This is a genomic window from Pseudomonas sp. Ag1 (assembly GCF_000278565.1).
Taxonomy (GTDB): Bacteria; Pseudomonadota; Gammaproteobacteria; order Pseudomonadales; family Pseudomonadaceae; genus Aquipseudomonas.
In genome coordinates this window covers 59,095-79,684 of record NZ_AKVH01000113.1, presented here as the reverse complement: position 1 = coordinate 79,684, position 20,590 = coordinate 59,095, and the positions used below count along the sequence as shown (strand labels likewise).

15 protein-coding genes and 1 pseudogene are annotated in these 20,590 nt (G+C 59.8%); 11 read left to right on the top strand and 5 right to left on the bottom strand.

The features are described from left to right. Positions 1-88: 88 nt before the first annotated feature. Entirely contained in the window at positions 89-505 is a 417-nt protein-coding gene (locus tag A462_RS01445) for a c-type cytochrome (protein ID WP_008439417.1), read from the top strand. A gap of 135 nt (positions 506-640) precedes the next feature. Continuing rightward, the gene (locus tag A462_RS01450; protein WP_032899902.1) at positions 641-2,563 is read left to right on the top strand and encodes an acetyl-CoA hydrolase/transferase C-terminal domain-containing protein; all 1,923 of its coding nucleotides are present in this window, start codon (positions 641-643) and stop codon (positions 2,561-2,563) included. Between the two features lie 130 nt (positions 2,564-2,693). On the opposite strand, the gene A462_RS01455 is transcribed toward A462_RS01450, so the two are convergent. Further along, the gene (locus A462_RS01455) at positions 2,694-3,266 is read right to left on the bottom strand and encodes a xanthine phosphoribosyltransferase (RefSeq protein WP_008439415.1); all 573 of its coding nucleotides are present in this window, start codon (positions 3,264-3,266) and stop codon (positions 2,694-2,696) included. A 57-nt stretch (positions 3,267-3,323) separates the two neighbouring features. Beyond that, on the bottom strand, positions 3,324-5,333 hold the full coding sequence (gene rep / locus A462_RS01460; RefSeq protein WP_008439414.1) for a DNA helicase Rep: 2,010 nt from the start codon (positions 5,331-5,333) through the stop codon (positions 3,324-3,326). Positions 5,334-5,600: 267 nt separating this feature from the next. Between rep and A462_RS01465 the strand changes: the two genes are divergently transcribed. Then, positions 5,601-7,271, top strand: a complete 1,671-nt coding sequence (locus A462_RS01465; RefSeq protein WP_008439412.1) for a putative bifunctional diguanylate cyclase/phosphodiesterase — start codon at positions 5,601-5,603, stop codon at positions 7,269-7,271. A 128-nt stretch (positions 7,272-7,399) separates the two neighbouring features. Here A462_RS01465 and A462_RS01470 read toward each other — a convergent pair whose 3' ends face one another. After that, entirely contained in the window at positions 7,400-8,803 is a 1,404-nt protein-coding gene (locus A462_RS01470; protein WP_008439410.1) for a NorM family multidrug efflux MATE transporter, read from the bottom strand. A 152-nt stretch (positions 8,804-8,955) separates the two neighbouring features. On the opposite strand from A462_RS01470, the gene A462_RS01475 reads away from it, so the two are divergent. Beyond that, entirely contained in the window at positions 8,956-9,876 is a 921-nt protein-coding gene (locus A462_RS01475; protein ID WP_003208769.1) for a LysR substrate-binding domain-containing protein, read from the top strand. Positions 9,877-10,054: 178 nt separating this feature from the next. After that, positions 10,055-12,031, top strand: a complete 1,977-nt coding sequence (locus tag A462_RS01480) for a methyl-accepting chemotaxis protein (protein WP_008439409.1) — start codon at positions 10,055-10,057, stop codon at positions 12,029-12,031. Positions 12,032-12,148: 117 nt separating this feature from the next. Here A462_RS01480 and A462_RS01485 read toward each other — a convergent pair whose 3' ends face one another. Further along, entirely contained in the window at positions 12,149-13,072 is a 924-nt protein-coding gene (locus tag A462_RS01485) for an ABC transporter six-transmembrane domain-containing protein (RefSeq protein ID WP_008439408.1), read from the bottom strand. 114 nt (positions 13,073-13,186) lie between these two features. Between A462_RS01485 and A462_RS01490 the strand changes: the two genes are divergently transcribed. Beyond that, a complete protein-coding gene (locus A462_RS01490; protein ID WP_003208775.1) occupies positions 13,187-13,771 on the top strand; it encodes a TetR/AcrR family transcriptional regulator in 585 nt (194 codons plus the stop codon). On the opposite strand, the pseudogene A462_RS01495 reads toward A462_RS01490, so the two are convergent. Continuing rightward, positions 13,758-14,411, bottom strand: a pseudogene (locus A462_RS01495) (ATP-binding protein); the annotation flags it as partial. The gene A462_RS01490 and the pseudogene A462_RS01495 sit on opposite strands and share 14 nt — an antisense overlap. A gap of 255 nt (positions 14,412-14,666) precedes the next feature. On the opposite strand from A462_RS01495, the gene A462_RS0132840 reads away from it, so the two are divergent. The 5 genes from A462_RS0132840 to A462_RS34690 all read left to right on the top strand — a co-directional run bounded on the left by A462_RS0132840 (position 14,667) and on the right by A462_RS34690 (position 20,534). Continuing rightward, complete coding sequence (locus A462_RS0132840) at positions 14,667-15,221, top strand: heteromeric transposase endonuclease subunit TnsA (RefSeq protein WP_032899923.1); 555 nt, start codon at positions 14,667-14,669, stop codon at positions 15,219-15,221. Further along, complete coding sequence (locus tag A462_RS01500; protein WP_008439398.1) at positions 15,208-17,136, top strand: Mu transposase C-terminal domain-containing protein; 1,929 nt, start codon at positions 15,208-15,210, stop codon at positions 17,134-17,136. Before A462_RS0132840 ends, A462_RS01500 begins: the two co-directional genes overlap by 14 nt. After that, entirely contained in the window at positions 17,133-18,023 is an 891-nt protein-coding gene (locus tag A462_RS01505; protein WP_008439397.1) for a TniB family NTP-binding protein, read from the top strand. The genes A462_RS01500 and A462_RS01505 overlap by 4 nt, the downstream gene beginning before the upstream one ends. Next, positions 17,981-19,102 carry a TniQ family protein gene (locus A462_RS35370; protein WP_008439396.1) on the top strand — a complete coding sequence of 374 codons (1,122 nt, stop codon included), beginning with the start codon at positions 17,981-17,983 and terminating at the stop codon, positions 19,100-19,102. The genes A462_RS01505 and A462_RS35370 overlap by 43 nt, the downstream gene beginning before the upstream one ends. Before the next feature lie 670 nt (positions 19,103-19,772). Next, positions 19,773-20,534 (top strand): hypothetical protein, encoded by a 762-nt coding sequence (locus A462_RS34690; RefSeq protein ID WP_177325589.1) that lies wholly within the window; start codon positions 19,773-19,775, stop codon positions 20,532-20,534. Positions 20,535-20,590 lie beyond the last annotated feature (56 nt).

The following is a 20,590-nucleotide window of genomic DNA, read 5'->3' as shown; positions in this document are numbered from 1 at the left end:
CGGGCTAACCGTTATACTTTCGCCGCCTGCGAAACCGTGGCCGCAGGCGTGAATAGCCACCATTGAGGGTGAACGCGTGAACCTAATTATGAAAATGCTGGCTGCACCAGCAACCGTACTGGCCCTATGGGCTGTCAGCGCTCAAGCTGCGACCAATGATGATATTGCCAAGCGCCTGGAGCCTGTAGGCCAGGTGTGCGTTCAGGGGCAAGAGTGCAAGGGGATGGAAGTGGCAGTGGCTGCGGGCGGCGGCGGCGGTGCGAAATCGCCGGATGACGTAATCGCCAAGCACTGCAACGCTTGCCACGGTACCGGCCTGTTGGGCGCACCGAAAATCGGTGATACCGCCGCCTGGAAAGACCGCGCGGACCATCAGGGTGGCCTCGATGGCCTGCTGGCCAAGGCCATTACCGGTCTGAACGCCATGCCGCCAAAAGGCACCTGCGCCGATTGCTCGGATGCCGAGCTTAAAGGCGCGATCGAGAAGATGTCGGGTCTGAAATAAACCGATCTTCGCCAAAAGAGCCGCTGACCAGCGGCTTTTTTGTGCCCGCGATTTGCCTTTTGAGGCTGTTCTTTGCAGCAAAGACCCGGCAAGCTCGGTCCAACCCCAATTCATGGAATGTTCGGGAGAAGTCGGATGGTGCAGTTGTGTTCAATCGAGCAAGCAGTCGACGACGTACTGGCACGGCTGCCGGCGCATATTCACATGGGCATGCCCCTGGGCCTGGGCAAACCCAACCGGTTCGTCAACGCGCTGTACCGGCGTATCGCCAAGCTGCCGGACCGGGCGCTGACCATCTACACAGCCCTGGCCCTGGGTCGCCCTACCTTGGGCGATGGTTTGCAGAAGCGCTTTCTCGAGCCCTTTATCGAACGGGTCTTCGGTGACTATCCCGAGCTGGACTTCCTCGCCGCACTGCGCAAGGACAGCCTGCCGTCGAACATTCACGTGCAGCAGTTCTTCATGCAGCCCGGCAGTTTGCTTCACAGCCTTTCGGCGCAGCAGAATTACGTCAGCAGCAACTACAGCCACGCTGCCCGTGATATCAATGCCGCCGGCCTGAACCTCGTCGCGCAATTGGTGGCCAGCAGCGCTGAACATCCGGATCGCCTGAGCCTGAGCTGCAACCCCGACATCACCCTCGACCTGTTGCCGATGATCGCCAAGCGCCGCGAGGCCGGTGAAACCATCCTGGTGGTGGGCCAGGTTCACAGTGATTTGCCCTACATGCCCGGCGACGCCGAGCTGGGCATGGATGAGTTCGACTTCCTGATCGACGAGAAGGACAGCACCACGCTGTTCTCCACCCCGAACATGCCGGTGGGTTTCCAGGATCACTTTATCGGTTTGCACGCCAGCACCCTGGTGCGCGACGGCGGTACCTTGCAGATCGGCATCGGCTCCATGGGCGATGCACTGACTGCGGCCTTGCTGGCGCGCCAGGCCGATAACGAGGCGTATCGCCTGTTGCTCACCGACCTGGATGTGTACCAATGGGCACCGCTGATCAGCCACGAAGGCGGAGTCGCGCCGTTTGCCCGTGGGCTGTACGGTTGCAGCGAAATGTTCGTCAATGGCCTGCTGGTGCTGGCCGATGCCGGGATTGTGCGGCGCAAGGTATACCCGGACGTCGCGACCCAGGAGCGGGCCAACGCCGGCACCCTGGACGAAGCGGCACAGACCGACGGCATCTCTGTGCATGGCGGCTTCTTCCTCGGGCCTCGTAGCTTTTACGAGCGTTTGCGGGACTTGCCACAGAGCAAGCGCCTGGAATTCAACATGACCCGCATCAGCTACATCAACGAGCTGTACGGCCAGGAAGAACTCAAGCGTTTGCAGCGCCTGGATGCGCGCTTCATCAACAGCGCGTTTACCGTGACCCTGTTGGGCGCGGGCGTGGCCGACCAGTTGGAAGATGGCCGCGTGCTCAGCGGTGTTGGCGGGCAATACAACTTTGTCGCCCAGGGCCATGCGCTGGAAGGCGCGCGCTCGATCCTGATCCTGCGCAGCTGGCGCGAATCGGGCGGCGAGGTCAGTTCCAATATCGTCTGGGAATACGGGCACTGTACGATTCCCCGGCACCTGCGAGATATCGTCATCACCGAATACGGCATCGCGGATTTACGCGGGCAGACTGATGCCAGGGTGATCGAGGCGCTGCTGAATATCACCGACTCACGGTTCCAGGAAGATTTGATCGAACAGGCGCAGAAGGCCGGGAAGTTGCCGAAGGATTTCCAGCTGAATCCGCGGTTTGCCGACAACACGCCGGAGCGTCTGCAGGGGATTCAGGCGCGGCATCCACGGCTGTTCCCGGAGTATCCGCTGGGCAGTGACTTCACCGATGAAGAGCGGGATTTGTTGCGGGCGTTGAACTGGCTCAAGAGCAAATTCAAGCTGACGGAGATTCTGGAGCTGGGCAAGGCGGCGCTGGATGCACCGGAGCCGGAAGCGTTTCCCGAGCATTTGGTACGGATGCGACTGGATAAGCCGGAGGGGTTGAAGGAGGACTTGTATCAGCGCCTGTTGCTAGCGGGCCTACAAGCTACCGCGCACTAACAAACACAGGAGATCAAATGTGGGAGCGGGCTTGCTCGCGAAAGCGGTGTGTCAGTCACCGGATAGGTCGACTGATCCACCGCTTTCGCGAGCAAGCCCGCTCCCACATGTTTAACCGTGCCCGCACCGATTACTCGATAAAGGTCACAACCCCACCCGCCAACGACTGCACCCGCGCCAGCGACTCAACCCGGTAACCCTGGGCATCCAGCTCCGCACGGCCACCCTGGAACGACTTCTCGATCACGATCCCCAAACCTGCAACGGTCGCGCCGGCCTGTTTGATGATCGAGATCAGCGCCTGGGACGCCTTACCGTTGGCCAGGAAGTCATCGATGATCAGCACGCGGTCGCTGCTGGTCAGGTGGCGCGGGGAAATCGCCACGGTGCTTTCGGTTTTCTTGGTGAAGGAATACACCGTCGCCGACAGCAGGTTTTCGGTCAGGGTCAGGGACTGTTGCTTGCGGGCGAAAATCACCGGCACGCCGAGGTTCAGGCCGGTCATGATCGCCGGTGCAATGCCCGAGGCTTCGATGGTGACGATCTTGGTGATCCCCGAATCCTTGAACAACGCAGCAAACTCGTCACCGATCAGTTTCATCAGCGCCGGGTCGATCTGGTGGTTCAGAAAGGCGTCGACCTTGAGTACCTGATCGGAAAGCACGATGCCTTCTTCGCGAATTTTCTTGTGCAGTGCTTCCACGAAAGCTTCCTCTGTTGGCGCAACACGCGCCGAAAGTAGATTAAAAAGTAGTCGATTCTAGCGCTTTAACATCGCGCGTATATCCGCCAGTGCGGTGTTGCCGCGAACGGCTTTGACTTCGGTCGGTGTGTCGTCGTTGCCTTCCCAGGCCAGGTCGTCCGGCGGCAGTTCGTCGAGGAACCGGCTGGGGGCACAATCGATGATCTCGCCGTACTGCTTGCGCTTGGCGGCAAAGGTGAAGGCCAATGTCTGACGCGCGCGGGTAATGCCCACGTAGGCCAGGCGCCGTTCTTCCTCGATGGTGTCGGCTTCGATGCTGGAGCGGTGCGGGAGGATTTCCTCTTCCATGCCCATGATGAACACGTAGGGGAATTCCAGGCCCTTGGACGCATGCAAGGTCATCATCTGCACGCCTTCGGCGCCGTCTTCCTCTTCCTGCTGGCGTTCAAGCATGTCCCGCAGCACCAGCTTGCCGATGGCGTCCTCGACGGTCATCTCGCCTTCTTCGTCCTTCTCCAGGGTATTTTTCAACGCCTCGATCAGGAACCACACGTTGCCCATGCGGTAATCGGCAGCCTTGTCGCTGGAGCTGTTGGTGCGCAGCCAGTTCTCGTAGTCGATGTCCATGACCATGCTGCGCAGGGCGCTGATCGGGTCTTCGCCGGCGCACTGCTCGCGCACCTTGTCCATGAAGCGCTTGAAGCGCGCCAGGCGGTCGGTGAAACGAGTGTCGAGGTGCTCGCCCAGGCCGATTTCGTCGGTGGCGGCGTACATCGAGATCTTGCGTTCGGTGGCGTAGTTGCCGAGCTTTTCCAGGGTAGTCGAACCGATTTCCCGGCGTGGGACGTTGATCACCCGCAGGAAGGCGTTGTCGTCGTCCGGGTTCACGATCAGCCGGAAGTAGGCCATCAGGTCTTTCACTTCCTGGCGTCCGAAAAAGCTGTTGCCGCCCGACAGGCGATAAGGAATCTGGTGGTGCTGCAGCTTCAGCTCGATCAGCTTGGCCTGGTAGTTGCCGCGGTACAGGATCGCGAAATCGCTGTAGGGCCGGTCGGTACGCAGGTGCAGCGTGAGCAGTTCGACGGCCACGCGCTCGGCTTCGGCGTCTTCGTTGCGGCAGCGGATCACGCGGATCTCGTCGCCGTGGCCCATCTCGCTCCACAGTTGCTTTTCAAACTCGTGGGGGTTGTTGGAGATCAGCACGTTGGCGCAACGCAGGATGCGGCTGGTGGAGCGGTAGTTCTGCTCCAGCATCACCACTTTCAGGGACGGGTAGTCGTCCTTGAGCAGCATCAGGTTTTCCGGGCGGGCGCCGCGCCAGGCGTAGATCGACTGGTCGTCATCGCCCACCACGGTGAACTGGTTGCGCTTGCCGATCAGCAGCTTCACCAGCAGGTATTGGCTGGCGTTGGTGTCCTGGTATTCGTCCACCAGCAGGTAGCGGACTTTGTTCTGCCACTTTTCGAGGATGTCGGCGTGTTCCTGGAACAGCTTCACCGGCAGCAGGATCAGGTCGTCGAAGTCCACTGCGTTGAACGCCTTGAGCGTGCGCTGGTAGTGGGTGTAGACAATGGCGGCAGTCTGCTCCTTGGGGTTGCGCGCAGCTTCCAGGGCTTCGGCGGGCAGGATCAGGTCGTTTTTCCACGAGCCGATCATGTTCTTGATCTCGTCGACGCCGTCGTCGCCCGCGTATTCCTTCTGCATGATGTCGGTCATCAGCGCCTTGACGTCTGTCTCGTCAAAGATCGAGAAGCCCGGCTTGTAGCCCAACCGCACGTGCTCCTTGCGGATGATGTTCAGCCCCAGGTTGTGGAAGGTACACACGGTGAGGCCACGGCCTTCGCCACCCTTGAGCAGGGTGCCGACGCGCTCTTTCATTTCCCGCGCCGCCTTGTTGGTAAAGGTCATGGCGACGATGTACTGGGCACGGATGCCACAGCTCTGGATCAGGTGCGCGATCTTGCGGGTGATCACGCTGGTCTTGCCGGAACCGGCACCGGCGAGCACCAATAGAGGGCCGCCGACGTAGTTCACGGCTTCTTGCTGCCGGGGATTGAGTCGGGACATACGAAATTCAGGAGGTCATTGATCAAAAGGGCGGGCATTTTAACAGGCTGGCAAGATTCTGCTGCCTCTGAACGACAGTGTGACGTACCACTCGATCTAAATTTGCCGGTTTTGTTACTTTGCCGCAGGATGTGCAGGGTATTTAGGACTATTGTTCGGTCTAGAGCTGCACAGTGCGCATTTGATAACCCATATCATTGGTCATTATCGGGGCGCACGTCATAATGCCCGCCGCCAACGAAATTTTGCAGAGTCTAGGGAGCTAGCTTGTCTACGCCTGTCGAACCCTTGCGTTTGCTGCTACTGGCCGATGAGCCAGCGTGGGCAGCGTTATTGCGCGAGTGCCTGGCGCCGATGGGCGACGGAGCTGTGCTGATCAGCGCGCCAAACTGGGAGTCTGTGAGCAACCTGTTCGACGACGATCACAGCGCGGTGCTGTTGACCACGGCCAACCTTCAGCCCGGCCCCGGTCGCTGCAGCTTGCCAACGGTATTGCTGTTGGAAGAGGAACCCCTGGTTTCACCCCTCGGCGTCAGCGACTGGCTGATCCTGAATGCATTGGATGTCGATACATTGCGCCGTTGCCTGCGGCATGTGCGCGAGCGCGGTGTACTGGAAAACACCCTGCAACGCCTGGCCGAACAGGACCCGCTGACCGGTATCGCCAACCGCCAGGGCTTCCAGACCCTGCTGACCGCCCGCCTGGCGGAAAACGAAGGCCGTGGCGTTGCCCTCGGCCACCTCGACCTGGACAACTTCCGTCACGCCAACGACGCCCTCGGCCACCAGGCCGGCGACCGGCTGATCCTGCAAGTGGTCTCGCGGCTCAAGAGCCAGTTGGAGGCCGGCGATCAACTGGCGCGCCTGGGCAGCGACGAATTCGCCCTGCTGATCGATACCCGCCGTGCGCCCCAGCGCGCCGAATGGATGGCCGAGCGCATCGTCGAAGCCATGGCCGAACCCTATTGGGTCGATGGCGAAAGCCTGCTGATCGGTTGCAGCCTCGGCGTGGCCCATGCCCGCGCCAAGGCTGGCGCCGACCCGTTGATGTGGCACGCCCACATCGCCATGCAGCAAGCCAAAAGCACCCAGGGCTGCACCTTTCATATCTTCAACGAACGCATCAACCGCAATGCCCGCAGCCTCGCCGACCTTGAAAGCGAGCTGCGCCGGGCGTTGCGTCGTGACGAACTGGAGCTGCATTACCAGCCCCGCCTGGACCTCGACGATGGGCATATCGTCGGCCTGGAAGCACTGGTGCGCTGGCGCCACGGTGAGCGCGGCCTGTTGCCGCCGAGCGAGTTCGTGCCGCTGGCCGAGCAGAGCGGCTTGATCGTGCCGCTGGGCTACTGGGTGATTTCCCGGGCCCTGCGCGACATGCAGGACCTGCGCGAACGCGGGATTGCGCCGTTGCACATGGCAGTCAACCTGTCGTTCCGCCAGTTTCAGGACAGCCAACTGCTCAGCACCCTCAGCCGGCTGATTGCCGAGCGCGGCGTGGAAGCCCAGTGGCTGGAATTTGAGCTGACGGAAACCGCCGTGATGCGCCGCAGCGACCTGGTCAAGCAGACCATGGATGCGCTGGGCCGCCTGGGTGTGCGCTTTTCCCTGGATGACTTTGGCACCGGCTTTTCGTCGTTCGTGCACCTCAACAGCCTGCCGATTGCCTTGCTGAAGATCGACAAGAGCTTTGTCGGCGGCATGGAAGAGCGCGAAGAGAATCGCAAGCTGGTGCACGCCATGATCAACCTGGCTCATAACCTGAACCTGGAAGTGGTCGCCGAGGGCGTGGAAACCGCCGAGCAACTGGCGTTGCTGCGGTTGTTCGGCTGCGATCAGGCCCAGGGCTACCTGATCAGCAAGCCGTTGCCGTTGGCGGAACTGGTGGACTATCTGACGTTTGGTGACAGCCAGGAACTGGTGGGCGGCGTGATCTGATGTTGTGAACCCGATCAAAAATGTGGGAGCGGGCTTGCTCGCGAATGCGGTATTTCAGCCAACCAATGCATGGCTGACCCACCGCATTCGCGAGCAAGCCCGCTCCCACATTTGACCGAGTACAGCCGTTACTCCGGCTGCGCGGCTTGAAATCCTTGGTGGGTTTCAGGCTCCTGGCGAATCATCCGCTTCATCTTCCGTTCAAACGCCCAGGTCAGGCTGACTGCCGCGCACGCCAGGCCCAGGGCCAGGCCCCACCAAACGCCCGTCGGCCCCCAGCCGAGATTGAACGCCATCAACCATGCGGCCGGTGCGCCGATCAGCCAGTAGCAGCCCAGCCCGACCAGGAAGGTGGTCTTGGCATCCTTGAGTCCGCGAATGCAGCCCATGGCGATGGTCTGCACGCCGTCGAACAGCTCAAACCATGCGGCCACCGCCAGCAGGCTGACGGCGAGGTTGATCACGTCGCGAAACGCCGGGTCATGCTGGTCGAGGAACAGGCTGATCAGTTGGTGCGAGAACAACCACAGCACCGCTGCAAAGCCCAGCATCACCACTGCGCCAAAGCCTATGCCAACTCGCCCGGCCAGCCGCGCTTCCAGCAACTGCCCGGCACCGTAATGCTGGCCGATACGCATGGTGATCGCGTACGACATGCCCGCCGGCACCATGAACGCCACCGACACGATCTGCAGGGCGATCTGGTGCGCAGCCAGCTGCGTGCTGCCCATAGTGCCCATGCACAGCGCGGCGAACGCAAAGAGCCCGACTTCCACCGCATAGGTGCCACCAATCGGCAGGCCCAGGCGCCACAGTTCCCGCAGGTAATGCAGGTTGGGCCGCAGCAAACCCTTGCGCAGCGGATACGCGTCGTAGGCACGGTTGTATTTGATGTACCAGATCAACGCCAACGCCATGCAGTTGGCAACGATGGCGGTGACCAGGCCAATGCCCACCAGCCCGAGTTTCGGCAGGCCGAACATGCCTTCGATCAACGCGTGGTTGAGCAGGTAGTTGATCACCGTGCCGCCCAGGCTGATCACCATCACCGGCGTGGCCTTGCCGATAGCGCTGGTGAAGCCGCGTAGCGCCATGAACGTCAGGTAGCCGGGTAGGGCGAACGGCAGGATGGTCAGGAACTGGCCGGCGGACGCGACGTTGGTTTCGGTCTGGCCGAACATCAGCAGCACCGGCTTGAGGTTCCACAGCAGCAAACCAGCCACCAGCGCCATCAACCAGGCCAGCCACAGCCCGGCCTGGGTCAGGCGGGTGGCGCCTTCGATGTCGCCGGCGCCCTGGCGGATCGCGACCAGCGTGCCCACGGCAGCGATCACGCCGATGCAGAAAATCGACACGAACGAATAGCTCGCCGCACCCAGGCCTCCGCCGGCCAGGGCCTCGGGGCTCAGGCGGGCCATCATCAGGGTGTCGGTCAGCACCATCAGCATGTGGGCCAACTGTGAGGCAATCAGCGGCCCTGACAGCCGCAGAATGGCCCAGAGTTCGGTACGTGCCGGATGCTGCATGATCATCACGCTCAAAAAGTCAGGGAAGGGTGGAAGGGTTGATTCTCGGCGCTCACAGCGCATTGCACAAAGGGATAAATCCGATGGTTCGCATGATTAAAACTCATGCCTGAATGATTCTGGTAGGGTTTCGATATTGCGCCGTCGGAGTTTTCGCCATGTCTCGTCGTCTTCCTCCTCTTTACGCCTTGCGCGCGTTTGAAGCTGCGTCCCGCTACAACTCGTTCACCCGGGCGGCGGAAGAGTTGTCGATTACCCAAAGTGCGGTGAGCCGGCACATTCGTACCCTGGAAGAGCATTTCGCCTGCCGCCTGTTCCAGCGCAGCGGCCGCACCTTGCAACTCACCGAGGCAGCGCGCCTGTTGCTGCCGGGCGTGCGTGAAGGCTTTGCGGCCCTGGAGCGCGCCTGCCATACCTTGAATGCCGAGGACGACATCCTGCGCATGAAGGCGCCGTCCACCCTGACCATGCGCTGGCTGCTGGCGCGCCTCAGTCGCTTCCGGCACCTGCAGCCGGGCAATGAAGTGCAACTGACCAGCGCCTGGATGAGCGTCGATGAGGTGGATTTCAACCAGGAACCATTCGATTGCGCGGTGTTGCTGAGCAACGGGCATTTCCCGCCGGACTGGGAAGCCAGCTACCTGTTTCCGGAGTTGCTGATTCCGGTGGGCGCGCCGAACCTGTTGAGCGACGGACCCTGGGACGTTGCGCGCCTGGCCTCTGCCGAACTGCTGCACCCGACGCCGGACCGGCGTGACTGGCGCAACTGGCTGGAGCGCATGGGGCTGTCATCCCAGGTTTCGCTCAAGGGCGGGCAGGTGTTCGACACCTTGGAGTTGGGCATGATCGCCGCCGCCCGAGGGTACGGCGTGTCCATGGGCGACTTGCTGATGGTGGCCGAAGACGTGGCCCAGGGCCGCCTGAGTCTGCCATGGCCCACCGCTGTGGCCAGTGGGGAAAATTACTATCTGGTGTGGCCGAAGACCCGGCCGGGTGGCGAGCGTTTGCGACGGCTGGGTGACTTTCTCCAGGGCGAAGTGCAGGCCATGGAATTGCCCCAGGTCGAGCGCCTCGACTGAGTGGATTGCGCACCGGCCAGCAATCGTTTGCGCGATACCCCTGTGATTCGCTCAAGTATTGAGCCTGCCCGCCGAAGTAGGGTTGTTGGAACTACCGTTCTGCAACGTTTCCCCTATTAGAATTTTGCCGAGCAGCGCTATGAGATCAGGATGATCCTGGCCTCGGCCAGGAGCCTTCATGTCTCAACCTCGCGCCCGGATTGCCTCTCAACTGGGGCTTGCCCTCGCCGTGATACTGGCTGTCGTCATCAGCGGCAGCACGGTATTCGCGTTGCGTTCGCTGGACTCCGCCAACCTCGACACCCGCGAGGAGCACCTGGCCAGCGAGGCCCGCTTGCTGGCCGACCAGCTCAATACCTTCCACAGCACCTTGCGCGAAAGTACCCAGCGTTTGAGCGGGCTGTTTGAAAAGCGCTTCAGCGCCGGCTTGAGTACGCGCCCTGAGCAACCGGTGACGGTGGCGGGCGTGCAGACGCCGGGCCTGTACCTGGGCGAGGAAGTGCTCAACAACAACTTCGCTGAAGTCGATGAGTTCAAGCAGATGTCCGGCGGCGTGGCGACCTTGTTCGTACGCAGCGGCGAGGACTTTATCCGCGTCAGCACCTCCCTGACCAAGCAGGATGGCAGCCGCGCCATCGGTACGGCGCTGGATCACCAGCATCCGGCCTATCAACGTTTGCTGGGCGGGCAGGGCTACGTTGGCCGTGCGGTGTTGTTCGATCGCTCCTACATGACCCAGTACAGCCCGGTGCGTGATGCCAGCGGCAAAGTGATTGCGGTGCTGTTTGTCGGCTTCGACTACACCGATGCGCAGAACGCCCAGTTCGACAACCTCAAGCGCTTCCGCATCGGCCAGACCGGTTCCCTGGCGCTGCTGGACGAACAGAAGCACTGGCTGGTACCGCCCGCTGGCGTGCAGGCGCTGGATCAGTCGATTCCGGTGATGCTCGACCTGGCCGCCAAACCTGGAAAAGGCCGTTTCTGGAGCGACAAGAACGAAGACTTCTACAGCGTTGCCGTGCCGTTTGAAGGCGGCCCGTGGTCGGTGGTGGCGAGCATGCCGAAAGCCGAAATTCGCGCGGTGACCTGGTCGGTGGGGATTCGCCTGGCGATCGGCAGCTTGCTCGCGATGCTGCTGGCGGTGGGCGCGGCGGTCTGGTTGCTGCGCAGCAAGTTGCAGCCATTGGGCGACCTGGTGCGTCAGGCCGAAGCCCTGGGCGCCGGTGATTTGAGCGCACGGCTGAACGTTTCCAGCCATGACGAAATCGGCCAACTAGCCCGCAGTTTCAACCAGATGGGCGAAGCGCTGTCGACCATGGTGTCGCATATCCGCAAGGCGGCTGAAGACGTGAACAGCCGCGCCCAGGCACTGTCGGGGTTGTCCGGCGGTGCGTACGAAGGCATGGAGCAACAGTCCGGCGAGATCACCAGCATGGCCGGCGCGGTGGAAGAGTTCAGCGCCACCTCGCTGAATATTGCCGACAACATGGGCAACACCGAGCGCCTGGCCCAGGACAATGCCCAGCAAACCAGGATCGGCCGCACCTCGATGCAAGAAGCGTCGTCGTCCCTGGAACACATCGCCACCGCGCTGAACAGCACGGCCACGGTGATCAACACCCTGGGCCAGCGCTCCCAGGAAATCGGCGGGATCGTCGGGGTGATCACCGCTATTGCCGAACAGACCAACCTGCTGGCGCTCAACGCCGCCATCGAAGCGGCGCGGGCCGGTGAGCAGGGGCGCGGGTTTGCGGTGGTGGCCGATGAAGTGCGCAACCTCGCATCGCGCACTCGTCAGGCCACGGATGAGATTTCCGGGATGATCCAGAGTATCCAGCAGGAAACCGGCAACGCCATCAGCACCATGGAACAAGGCAACGTGCTGATGCAGGAAGGCCTGGCTCGCAACGCTGACGTCGCCTCTGCGCTGGCACGGATCGACGAGCAAAGCCGCTCGGCGGGCCAGCAGTTTGCGGCCATTACCACGGCGACCCAGGAGCAGAGCAGCACGGCGACCCTGCTGAGCAGCAACTTGCAGAGCATCGCCCTGGCCAACAGCGAGCAGCGTGAAGTGGTGTCCAACCTTGCGATCACCGCCAAGGAACTGGAGACCCTGGCGGCGGGCTTGCGGCATGAGGTTGACCGGTTTCGTTGATTGACTGTTCGGGCCTCATCGCGGGTAAGCCCGCTCCCACAGTTGACCGTGTTGTTCTGGAGTACGCGGTCCACTGTGGGAGCCGGGCTTGCCCGCGATGACGGCCGACCCGACGCGTCAAACGTCGGATCGGTCGCCCAGCCCCGGGTCCACACGCTTGCCAATGTCCTTGAGTCGCGCCAGTTGATCAACCATCCCTGGCGCTTCATCCAGGCTGCTGACAAAGGTCCACAGGTAAGTCATCACCGCATACACATGGCCGGCCTTGACCGCCGGCGACAGCGCCAACTGGCTGATGGCGACCACAAACAACAGCGCCGCCAGCGTGCCGATAAACAGGAACGCTGCGGCCTCGCGGTCCGACAGCCAGATGCGCAGGCGTGACAGCACCTGGTAGTGGCGCTGCAAGGTCTGTGCGCCGACCTTTTCCACCAGGCCGATTTCCTTTTCCAGGCGGTCATTCAAGCGCTCATGCAGTTCCTGATTGCGCCGGGCGAAACGTGGCAACAAGGTTGTGCACAGCACCAGCGCGGTCAGGCACGCCAGGCCGATCCACGGCTCGATCACCAACAGCATCACTGCCGCACCGACGATCGACACCAGCGCCGTCGCGATGATTGGCACGTGTTTTTCGAAAAAATCCACAAAGTCCCGCGCCAGCACTACCCGCGCCGCTGCCCGTGAGGTGCTGTGGTTTTGCAGGCGCTGGTTGAGAATCACCGGCACCGCAAGGTCCGCGTAGATACGGGTGAAGGTGCGCGTATCCAGCGCCCGTCGCGCCGCCCCGACCACCCAGAACGCCAGCACCACGGCGGCGTAGAACAGCGCGCTGCCGGCATCGCCGCGGATGATCGAGTCCACCGCGAACCCCGCAAACAGTGGGTAGGCCAGCAGCAATGCGTTCTCCAGGGCCACCAGCGACAAGGTGCAGAACAACTTGCCGGGATAGGCCTTGGCGATCGCCTTGAGGGTTTGGCTGGCGGATTGTTGCCCGATCTTTTTGCTTTCTTCGATCAGGATCTGGGGTGTTACGGATGACATGGGGTGCACCGAGAGTGAGATAAACGCTATTATTGAGCGACTGCTCAAGTATCCTTGAGCGACCGCTCAAAAAGCAAGCGCCGTCGATCTGCCGGTGCCTGAAGGAAAAGCCTCATGTCGCGTATCGACCGTAAAGACCAGATCATCGCCGCCGCCCTGGAGCTATTTCGCAGCAAAGGGTTTGCCGATGTTTCCACCCGCGACCTGGCGGAGCATGCGGGGCTGTCCCGCAGCCACGTCTATCACTACTTCAGCGACTGGAAAGAACTGCGCCGCGAAGCGTTCGTGCGGTTCGCCAACGAGCAGCTGGACGAGGTGAGGGCGCCGCTGGTGGATCTGCCACCATTGGAAGCCCTCGAAGGTTTCCTGCGTGACTGCCTGCCCTCCACGGCAGACGCCGGTTGGGCGCTATGGCTGGATGCCTGGGACGAAGCCATGCATGACGAGCCATTGGCCCAGGCCTACCTGGTGATCAACGCCCAATGGCAAGCCATGCTCGCCGAGATCATCGAGCAAGGTGTGGCGGCCAAAGTGTTCCGCTGTGAGTCGCCCAAGCGCGCTGCGCGACAACTCTTTGCCGTAGCGATGGGCTATGCCGATGACTTGTTGCTCAAACCCTCCGTTGAGTCAGCTGAAGCGGTGATGGATGAGGTGATGGAAGTGGCGGGGCTGCTTCTGGCGTTGCCTAGGACGCGCTAGCAGGGCGGTACTGCAAGGCCTCCGCCAGATGATGGCGGGCGATGGCTTCCACTTGTTCCAGGTCGGCCAGGGTGCGGGCGACCTTGAGCAGGCGATGGGCCGCCCGCAACGACAGCGTCAGCCGTTCGCAGGCGCTTTCCAGCCAGCCTTCATCAGCCTTTTCCAGTTTGCAGTGCTGGCGTAGCCCCGGCAGGTCGAGAAACGCATTGGCGCAGCCCTGGCGCCGTTGTTGGCGGTCCCGGGCATCGGCGACGAGGACGGAGGCGCTGGCGGTATCATCACCGGACTGTATGCCCGGGTTCAGCGCGGTGCTTTCCCGGGCGACGGTCACGTGCAGGTCAATCCGGTCCAGCAGCGGCCCCGAGAGTTTGTTGCGATAGCGCTGAATCTGCTCCGGCGTGCAGCGACAGCGCCCACTGGGCTCGCCCACATAGCCGCAAGGGCAGGGGTTCATTGCCGCCACCAACTGAAAGCGCGCCGGGAAACGCACCCGGTCGCGAGCGCGGGAAATCACGATATGCCCGGACTCCAGCGGCTCACGTAGCACCTCCAGGACCTTGCGATCAAACTCCGGCAACTCGTCGAGAAACAACACACCGTGATGGGCCAGGGTGATTTCCCCCGGCTGCGGTTTCGAGCCGCTGTAGGCTTTCGAAATTGATGAGAAATAGCTACGCTAAAGGCCGCTATTGGCCATCAAAACCTTCTGAAATTACTGAGAAGCTTGTCGGTAATAAATGAGACCAGATAGAAAATGATCGGAAATAGATGCGACCAGATTAAGCCGGTTCGGAAGATCAAGCCGACCCGCCGCAGCATTTCAGGAGTGATGGCTTTCAAAGGGCTAGGTGGGGTCGCTTTTGAGTCGTCATTGGAAAGAGACTTTCTGAAGCGTATGCGCTTCTCTCACCAGGTTGAGTCGGTTATCTCCCAACCGGTGGAGGTTCCTTTCTCCGACTCCCTAGGACGCCCGCAGATCTACACGCCTGATTATCTTGTCTTTTACCACCAGCAAAACTTGCCCTACTTTGGCGCGCTACGGCCGCTGCTTGTGGAGGTAAAACCGAGGGAACAATGGGTAGAGAACTGGCGAGACTGGTCAGGTAAGTGGAAGGAAGCACGCCGGTTGGCTCGTAGCCAGGGGTGGCAGTTCCGCATTTATGACGAGTCGCGGATTCGTGGCCTTCCGCTCGAAAACATTGTGTTCCTTGAGCGCTTTGAGCGAATGATCTTCGAACAAGGTGACATCGATGCAGTGCTGAATACGCTGCGCGAGATGGAAGTTGCTCCGGTGCACTACCTCCTGGCACGGCATTTCAACGGTATTTTCCGCGATCGGGGCGTATCGCTGCTGTGGCACCTGATCGCCACGCGTCAGGTGGACTGCGACATTACTGAACCGCTGAATCATGACCTCGAACTCTGGGTGCCTGATCATGAAACTGTATGAAGACGACACTAGCGAGCATCTGGTTCCGTTTGAGCCCGTTCGGTCTCGCGTTGCCATTGAGGTCGGCGCGATGGTGCGGCGAGACAAGCAGGTCTACCAAATTGTTCAGATCCTGGATCTGCAAACGGTGATCGCGACCGAGGTCGAGACAGGTCGCAGTGCGGCTCTACAGATTCTGGATCTCAGGGCTGTGGATTCGGAGAAACTGGACGGCCTGTACGTTAACCACGATATCAGCAGCATCAGCTCGGATGCCTGGGCTATTGCGCAAAAGCGCTACTCCGCCATTCTACCGTTGCTGGGCAATACGGTTTTGTCCAAAGAGTCCGTCGCAGCGCGTGCGAAGGCGAAAGGAATCAGCCCTGCAACCCTTTACCGTTGGCTGGATCGCTACAATCGATGGAATGAGGTCTTGGCTCTCGTGCCGCGCAAACGAGGTTGGCGCGAGGGCAGTACGCGCCTCTCTGTTGAAGGAGAAAAGCTCGTTCAAGAGGTGCTGGGTGATTACTACCTGACTGATCAACGGTACACGGTTCAGTCCACGATTTCGGAGATTGAACGCAGAGCGCGAGCGCTAGACATTCAGCCTCCGGGTGCATCCGCTATCAGGGCCCGGATCCGACAGATTCCCGAGGTGGTGAAGCTTCGCCGGCGCGGATATGCCGAGCAGGCGAACAATAGACACACGCCTTCAGTCGGTCAGTTTCCAGACGAAGGCTATCCTTTAGCCGTTGTGCAGATCGACCATACTCCGGTCAATCTCATTGTGGTGGACGAACGCCATCGCAAACCAATTGGTCGGCCATGGCTCACCCTAGCTATCGACGTCTACTCCTGCATGATCGTTGGCTATTACTTGGCGTTCGAGTCGCCTTCCGAGACATCAGTGGCAATGTGCATCGCACATTCGATTTTGCCCAAGGAATCCTGGCTGGCTGCCCACGATATTCATGGAGAGTGGCCGGTATGGGGTTTCCCGCGCACGATTCACACTGACAATGGTGCAGACTTTAGGGCTCAGAACATTGTGGATTCCTGTAAGAACTACGGGATAGATAGCGTCTTTCGACCATCCAAAGTTCCAAAATACGGTGGTCGAATTGAGCGGGTGCTTGGCACTTTCATGAGAATGGTGCACGAGCTGCCAGGTACCACCTTTAGTAACCCTCAGGAGCGTGAGGGTTACGATTCGGAAGCCAAAGCCGTTCTCACAATGGCGGAATTCGAGGTATGGCTGGTTCGGTCAATTTTGAAGTACCACCAGACCTACCATAAAAAGATTCACATGAGCCCTGCTCGCAAGTGGCAGTTGGCGTTCTTCGGTAATCGGGAGGTTGATCCTCTGGTTAGTGTGCCGGCGCGCCCGACGGATCCCTTGGCGGTTCAATTGGATTTTCTGCCGTCCGTTCGCAGGACTGTGCAGACGTACGGTGTGCAGTGGGATCTGTTCTACTACTCCGAGGCGCTGCGTCATTGGATCAACCAAAAGGATGCTGCAACCGGAAAGGCTCTCAAATTGCTCTTCAGGCGGGATCCTAGGGATGTCAGCGTCATTTGGTTCTACGACCCTGTTCTGAAGCAATACTTCCGAGTGCCGGCCTCATACCAGGCATTTCCTGCGGTAACCCTCTGGGAGTATCACGCTGCCAAGGACAAAGCTGTCAGCGAAGGGCGCGAGAACGTAGACGATGCGTTGATCGCCGAGTACGCCGTCGAAAACCGAAAGCTTGTCGAAGAGGCCTCCGCGAACAGCAAGAAAGCCCGCAAAGATGCTCAGAAGAGTCGTACCCACAGCAAGAAGGGCACGCCAGCCCAACCGAGCAAGCCCGTTGCGAAGCTGGCACTGGTTCCCATTCAGGAGGATTCTGACCTACTTATGCTTTCGGAGGTCGAATCGACAGGTGAAGTCGAATGAGCACATACGAACACATCCATTCTGATTTTCGACCGGTGTTGCAACTCAGTGATCGGGAAAGGATCCTTTTCATGGGAGAGGAACGCTGGATCGGGTATGTATCGGCTCGCACAATCTTGGATACGCTTAATGACCTGATCGTCATGCCCAAGCGAGCCCGCATGCCTAATCTGCTGATTGTGGGCGATTCCAACAACGGCAAGACGACCATCATTCGGCGCTTCCAGAAAACGCATGGCGAAGGGTACGTCGACGAAAATGATGATCCGGTCCGTCCCTTGATTCTGGCGGAGGCACCGTCTGCTGCCGACGAGAAGGCGCTGTATGTGGCTTTGTTGGAGCAGTTATGGATGCCTTACAGGATCACGGATACCAAGTTGGCATTGCGTTACCAGGTGATCCATTCCTTCCGCGAGCTCAGGGTCAGAATGCTGATCATTGATGAGTTCCATTCGTTGCTGACGGGCTCTGCAATCAAGCAGCGTGAGGTGATGAACGCCTTGAAGTCGCTTTGTAATGAACTGGTGATACCGATCATTGGTGTCGGAACAACGGATGCAGTTCGTATCCTTCATCATGATCCACAACACGCCAGCCGCTTCGATGTCATCAAGCTCGATCAGTGGAAGCTCGATCCCGAATTCCAGCGCATGCTCAAAGGGTTTGAGTCGATATTGCCGCTGAAGAAGCCCTCTGGGTTGGCACATCCAGACAAGGCTCGGCGTGTACACGCAATTTCCGGCGGTAACCTGGGGAATGTGCACCGGCTTCTGATGGAGTGTTCGAAGCAGGCCATAGTTTCCGGTAAGGAGTGCATTGACATAGAACTCATCGAGAGCATGTCATGGTTACGTCCTACTCGTGGCATCCGGGAGCAGGCCCTGTAAACTCGATCTGGCCCCTCCGTAAACCGTTGCTCGCCGACGAGCTTCTGACTTCGTGGATTGTCAGGATGGCACTTGCTCACGGCTGCTCCCCCGCAGCGTTGACCGCAATCACATGGCCTGGCTCTAGAGCTTGGGCAGGTGATTTGGATCGATCTGTGACAGAGAATAGGCTTGCGGTTCTGAGCAGGCTGTCGGGTGTACCTTGCGCGAGTCTGCAGTCCGCTACCCTTGGGTTTGCGATGTCTTCGATTGTGCGCCGGCCGGACAGACTGCCGCGTGGGAATTGGCCCTGGCTAACGGTGCTGGGTTGCAGAGGGGGGCATCATAGTGGGGGTCTGCAATGCTGCCCGGATTGCATTGCGCAATACAACTCGCGGTACTGCATTCAATGGCGCTTGGCCTGGCATACCTGCTGCCCTATCCATGGGATAAAGCTTGTTGATCGGTGTGGACGTTGTCTGGCTCCTCTGCAGCCGGAACTTCTGAGAGTCGGTGCCTCGCTCAGCGACTGCCATAGGTGCGGTGCTTCACTAAGCGGCGGAGATCGGAGCGCTGCTGCAGAAGCTGCTCTGGCTTTCCAGAGGTACGTGGACGAAAGCATTGGCCTTCGGCCCATGTACGGAACATCGTTTCTCGATTTTCGCGATTGGTTGACCGTTGCACGAACCATGGTGAGCTTTGCCCAAGCAGCAGTACGTCGACATAGCGTTGCTGCTGGGCGATTCTTCGAATCACTGGGCATATTGTCTGAGTCTCTCCAGCCGATTCCGTTGGGGTTGCCTCTTGAATACCTCTCTCCCGCTGATCGCTCTGTGCTGCTCAGTATCGCGTGGGTAATAATGTCGGCTGGGCCAGAAAAATTTATCGAAGCGGCGCGACATGAGTTGCTTCCAGCCTCGACTCTGCACTTTTCCCCCAATAGTGCGCCTCCAATTCTGCTGGATTTGGTCGCAGCACTCCAGTCGCCTAGGCATCACTTGGTAAGTGGTGTTGGCCGTCAACATCCCAGTAGCCCCGCGCAGACGCTGCGTATGTGGCTGCGACTGAAGCGAAAGGTCAGACGACGTGGCATCCGTTGAACATTTGGATCGCTGTGAATGCGACGGCTGCGGCCGTGTCGTAGCGCAGCCCAAAAGGGTTTACCAAGAAAAGCGCTATTGCGGGAACTGCTATCCGCGACTGTTCAAGCGTCGACTCTGTCCTGGCTGCGGCAATTTCTCCAGGCTCCCGACATTTGATAAGGCCGCGCGCTGCAGCGCCTGCTTAAGGAGTGGGCCATGCGCCCGATGCAACAAAGTCGATTTCAAAGTCGGGCGTATCACCCCCTATGGGCCTGTGTGCAAACCCTGCGCAGTTCACTTTCGTGAGCTCGCAATCTGCGAATCCTGCGGGACGCATTCACAGCGAACAGCGAGGAACACGCTGACTGGCAAATTGCTCTGCCCAAATTGCAGTGGTCCTGCTGCCGAGACATGCCCTGACTGCCGGCGACATCGCGTACTGATTGCGGGATCTGATGGTCGCCGGCGCTGCAAGGTCTGCATCACTGTAGGTGTGCATGAGTGTGTGACTTGTGGTGTCAGTACACCAGCCGGGCGTGGCCAAGAATGTGAGCAATGCTATTGGGAGAGAACCTTCCACAAGCGCTTGGCAATTAACGTTGCCGGATTGAGCGTTCAATCCATGGCGCAGCGGTTTCAACGATTCGGAAGTTGGGCTTTGCTTGAACTTGGGCCCAAGGCGGGAGCCTTGAAGATCAACACTTATTACAAATTCTTCAAAGAGCTCGAAAACGTCTGGCAGGATGTGCCTCCGTACATTGAACTGCTGCGGCATTTCTCGGCTGAAGGATTGCGCCGTGCACGCGTTCCGATGCGTTGGCTGAGCGAGCTCGACGGTTTGATGGTATGCGCGCAAGCCCGCGAAACAGATTCTGAGCAGCGACGTGTGCAGGGCATCATGGAGCAATCCCGAGAACCCAGGCCCCAGCAATTGATTGTCGGTTATTACCGCATGCTGCAAAGCCGCTTGGCGGCCGGTGACATTAGCCTAAGATCAACCAGGCTCGCCTTACGATCTGCCTCTGATTTGCTGGGACACTCGCGGCTGAAGACCGCCTCCATGGTTGACCAGAAAACGCTCGATAGTTATTGGCGTAAGTCACCAGGGACGGTGGCAAGTGTCACCGGATTCATCGGGTACTTGAACAAGGTTTACAGCGCGGGACTGAACTCTCGTCCGGATGCGGATTGGGCAAGACAACAGAAACTAGCGAAACGCGAGCGAGAGCTTGTCGAATTGCTGCCACAACGCGATGAGACAAGTGACTTTGAGTCTCGATGGATTGTTAAAGCCTTAGCTTATTTCCATGGTCTCGGCAGGATTAGTCGCAAGGCACTCGTCTATGTTCCGGCAACCTATCAGGGGACTGCAGGATTTAACATTGAATGTCCGCAAGGGGTGCTGTGGGTGCCATCAGCGGGCACCTATGAGCGAACCATCGTAGATTAAAGGGTAATCCATGGACTTAGCCATCTCTCTGCATTCTACCTGACCATCATGCAGCG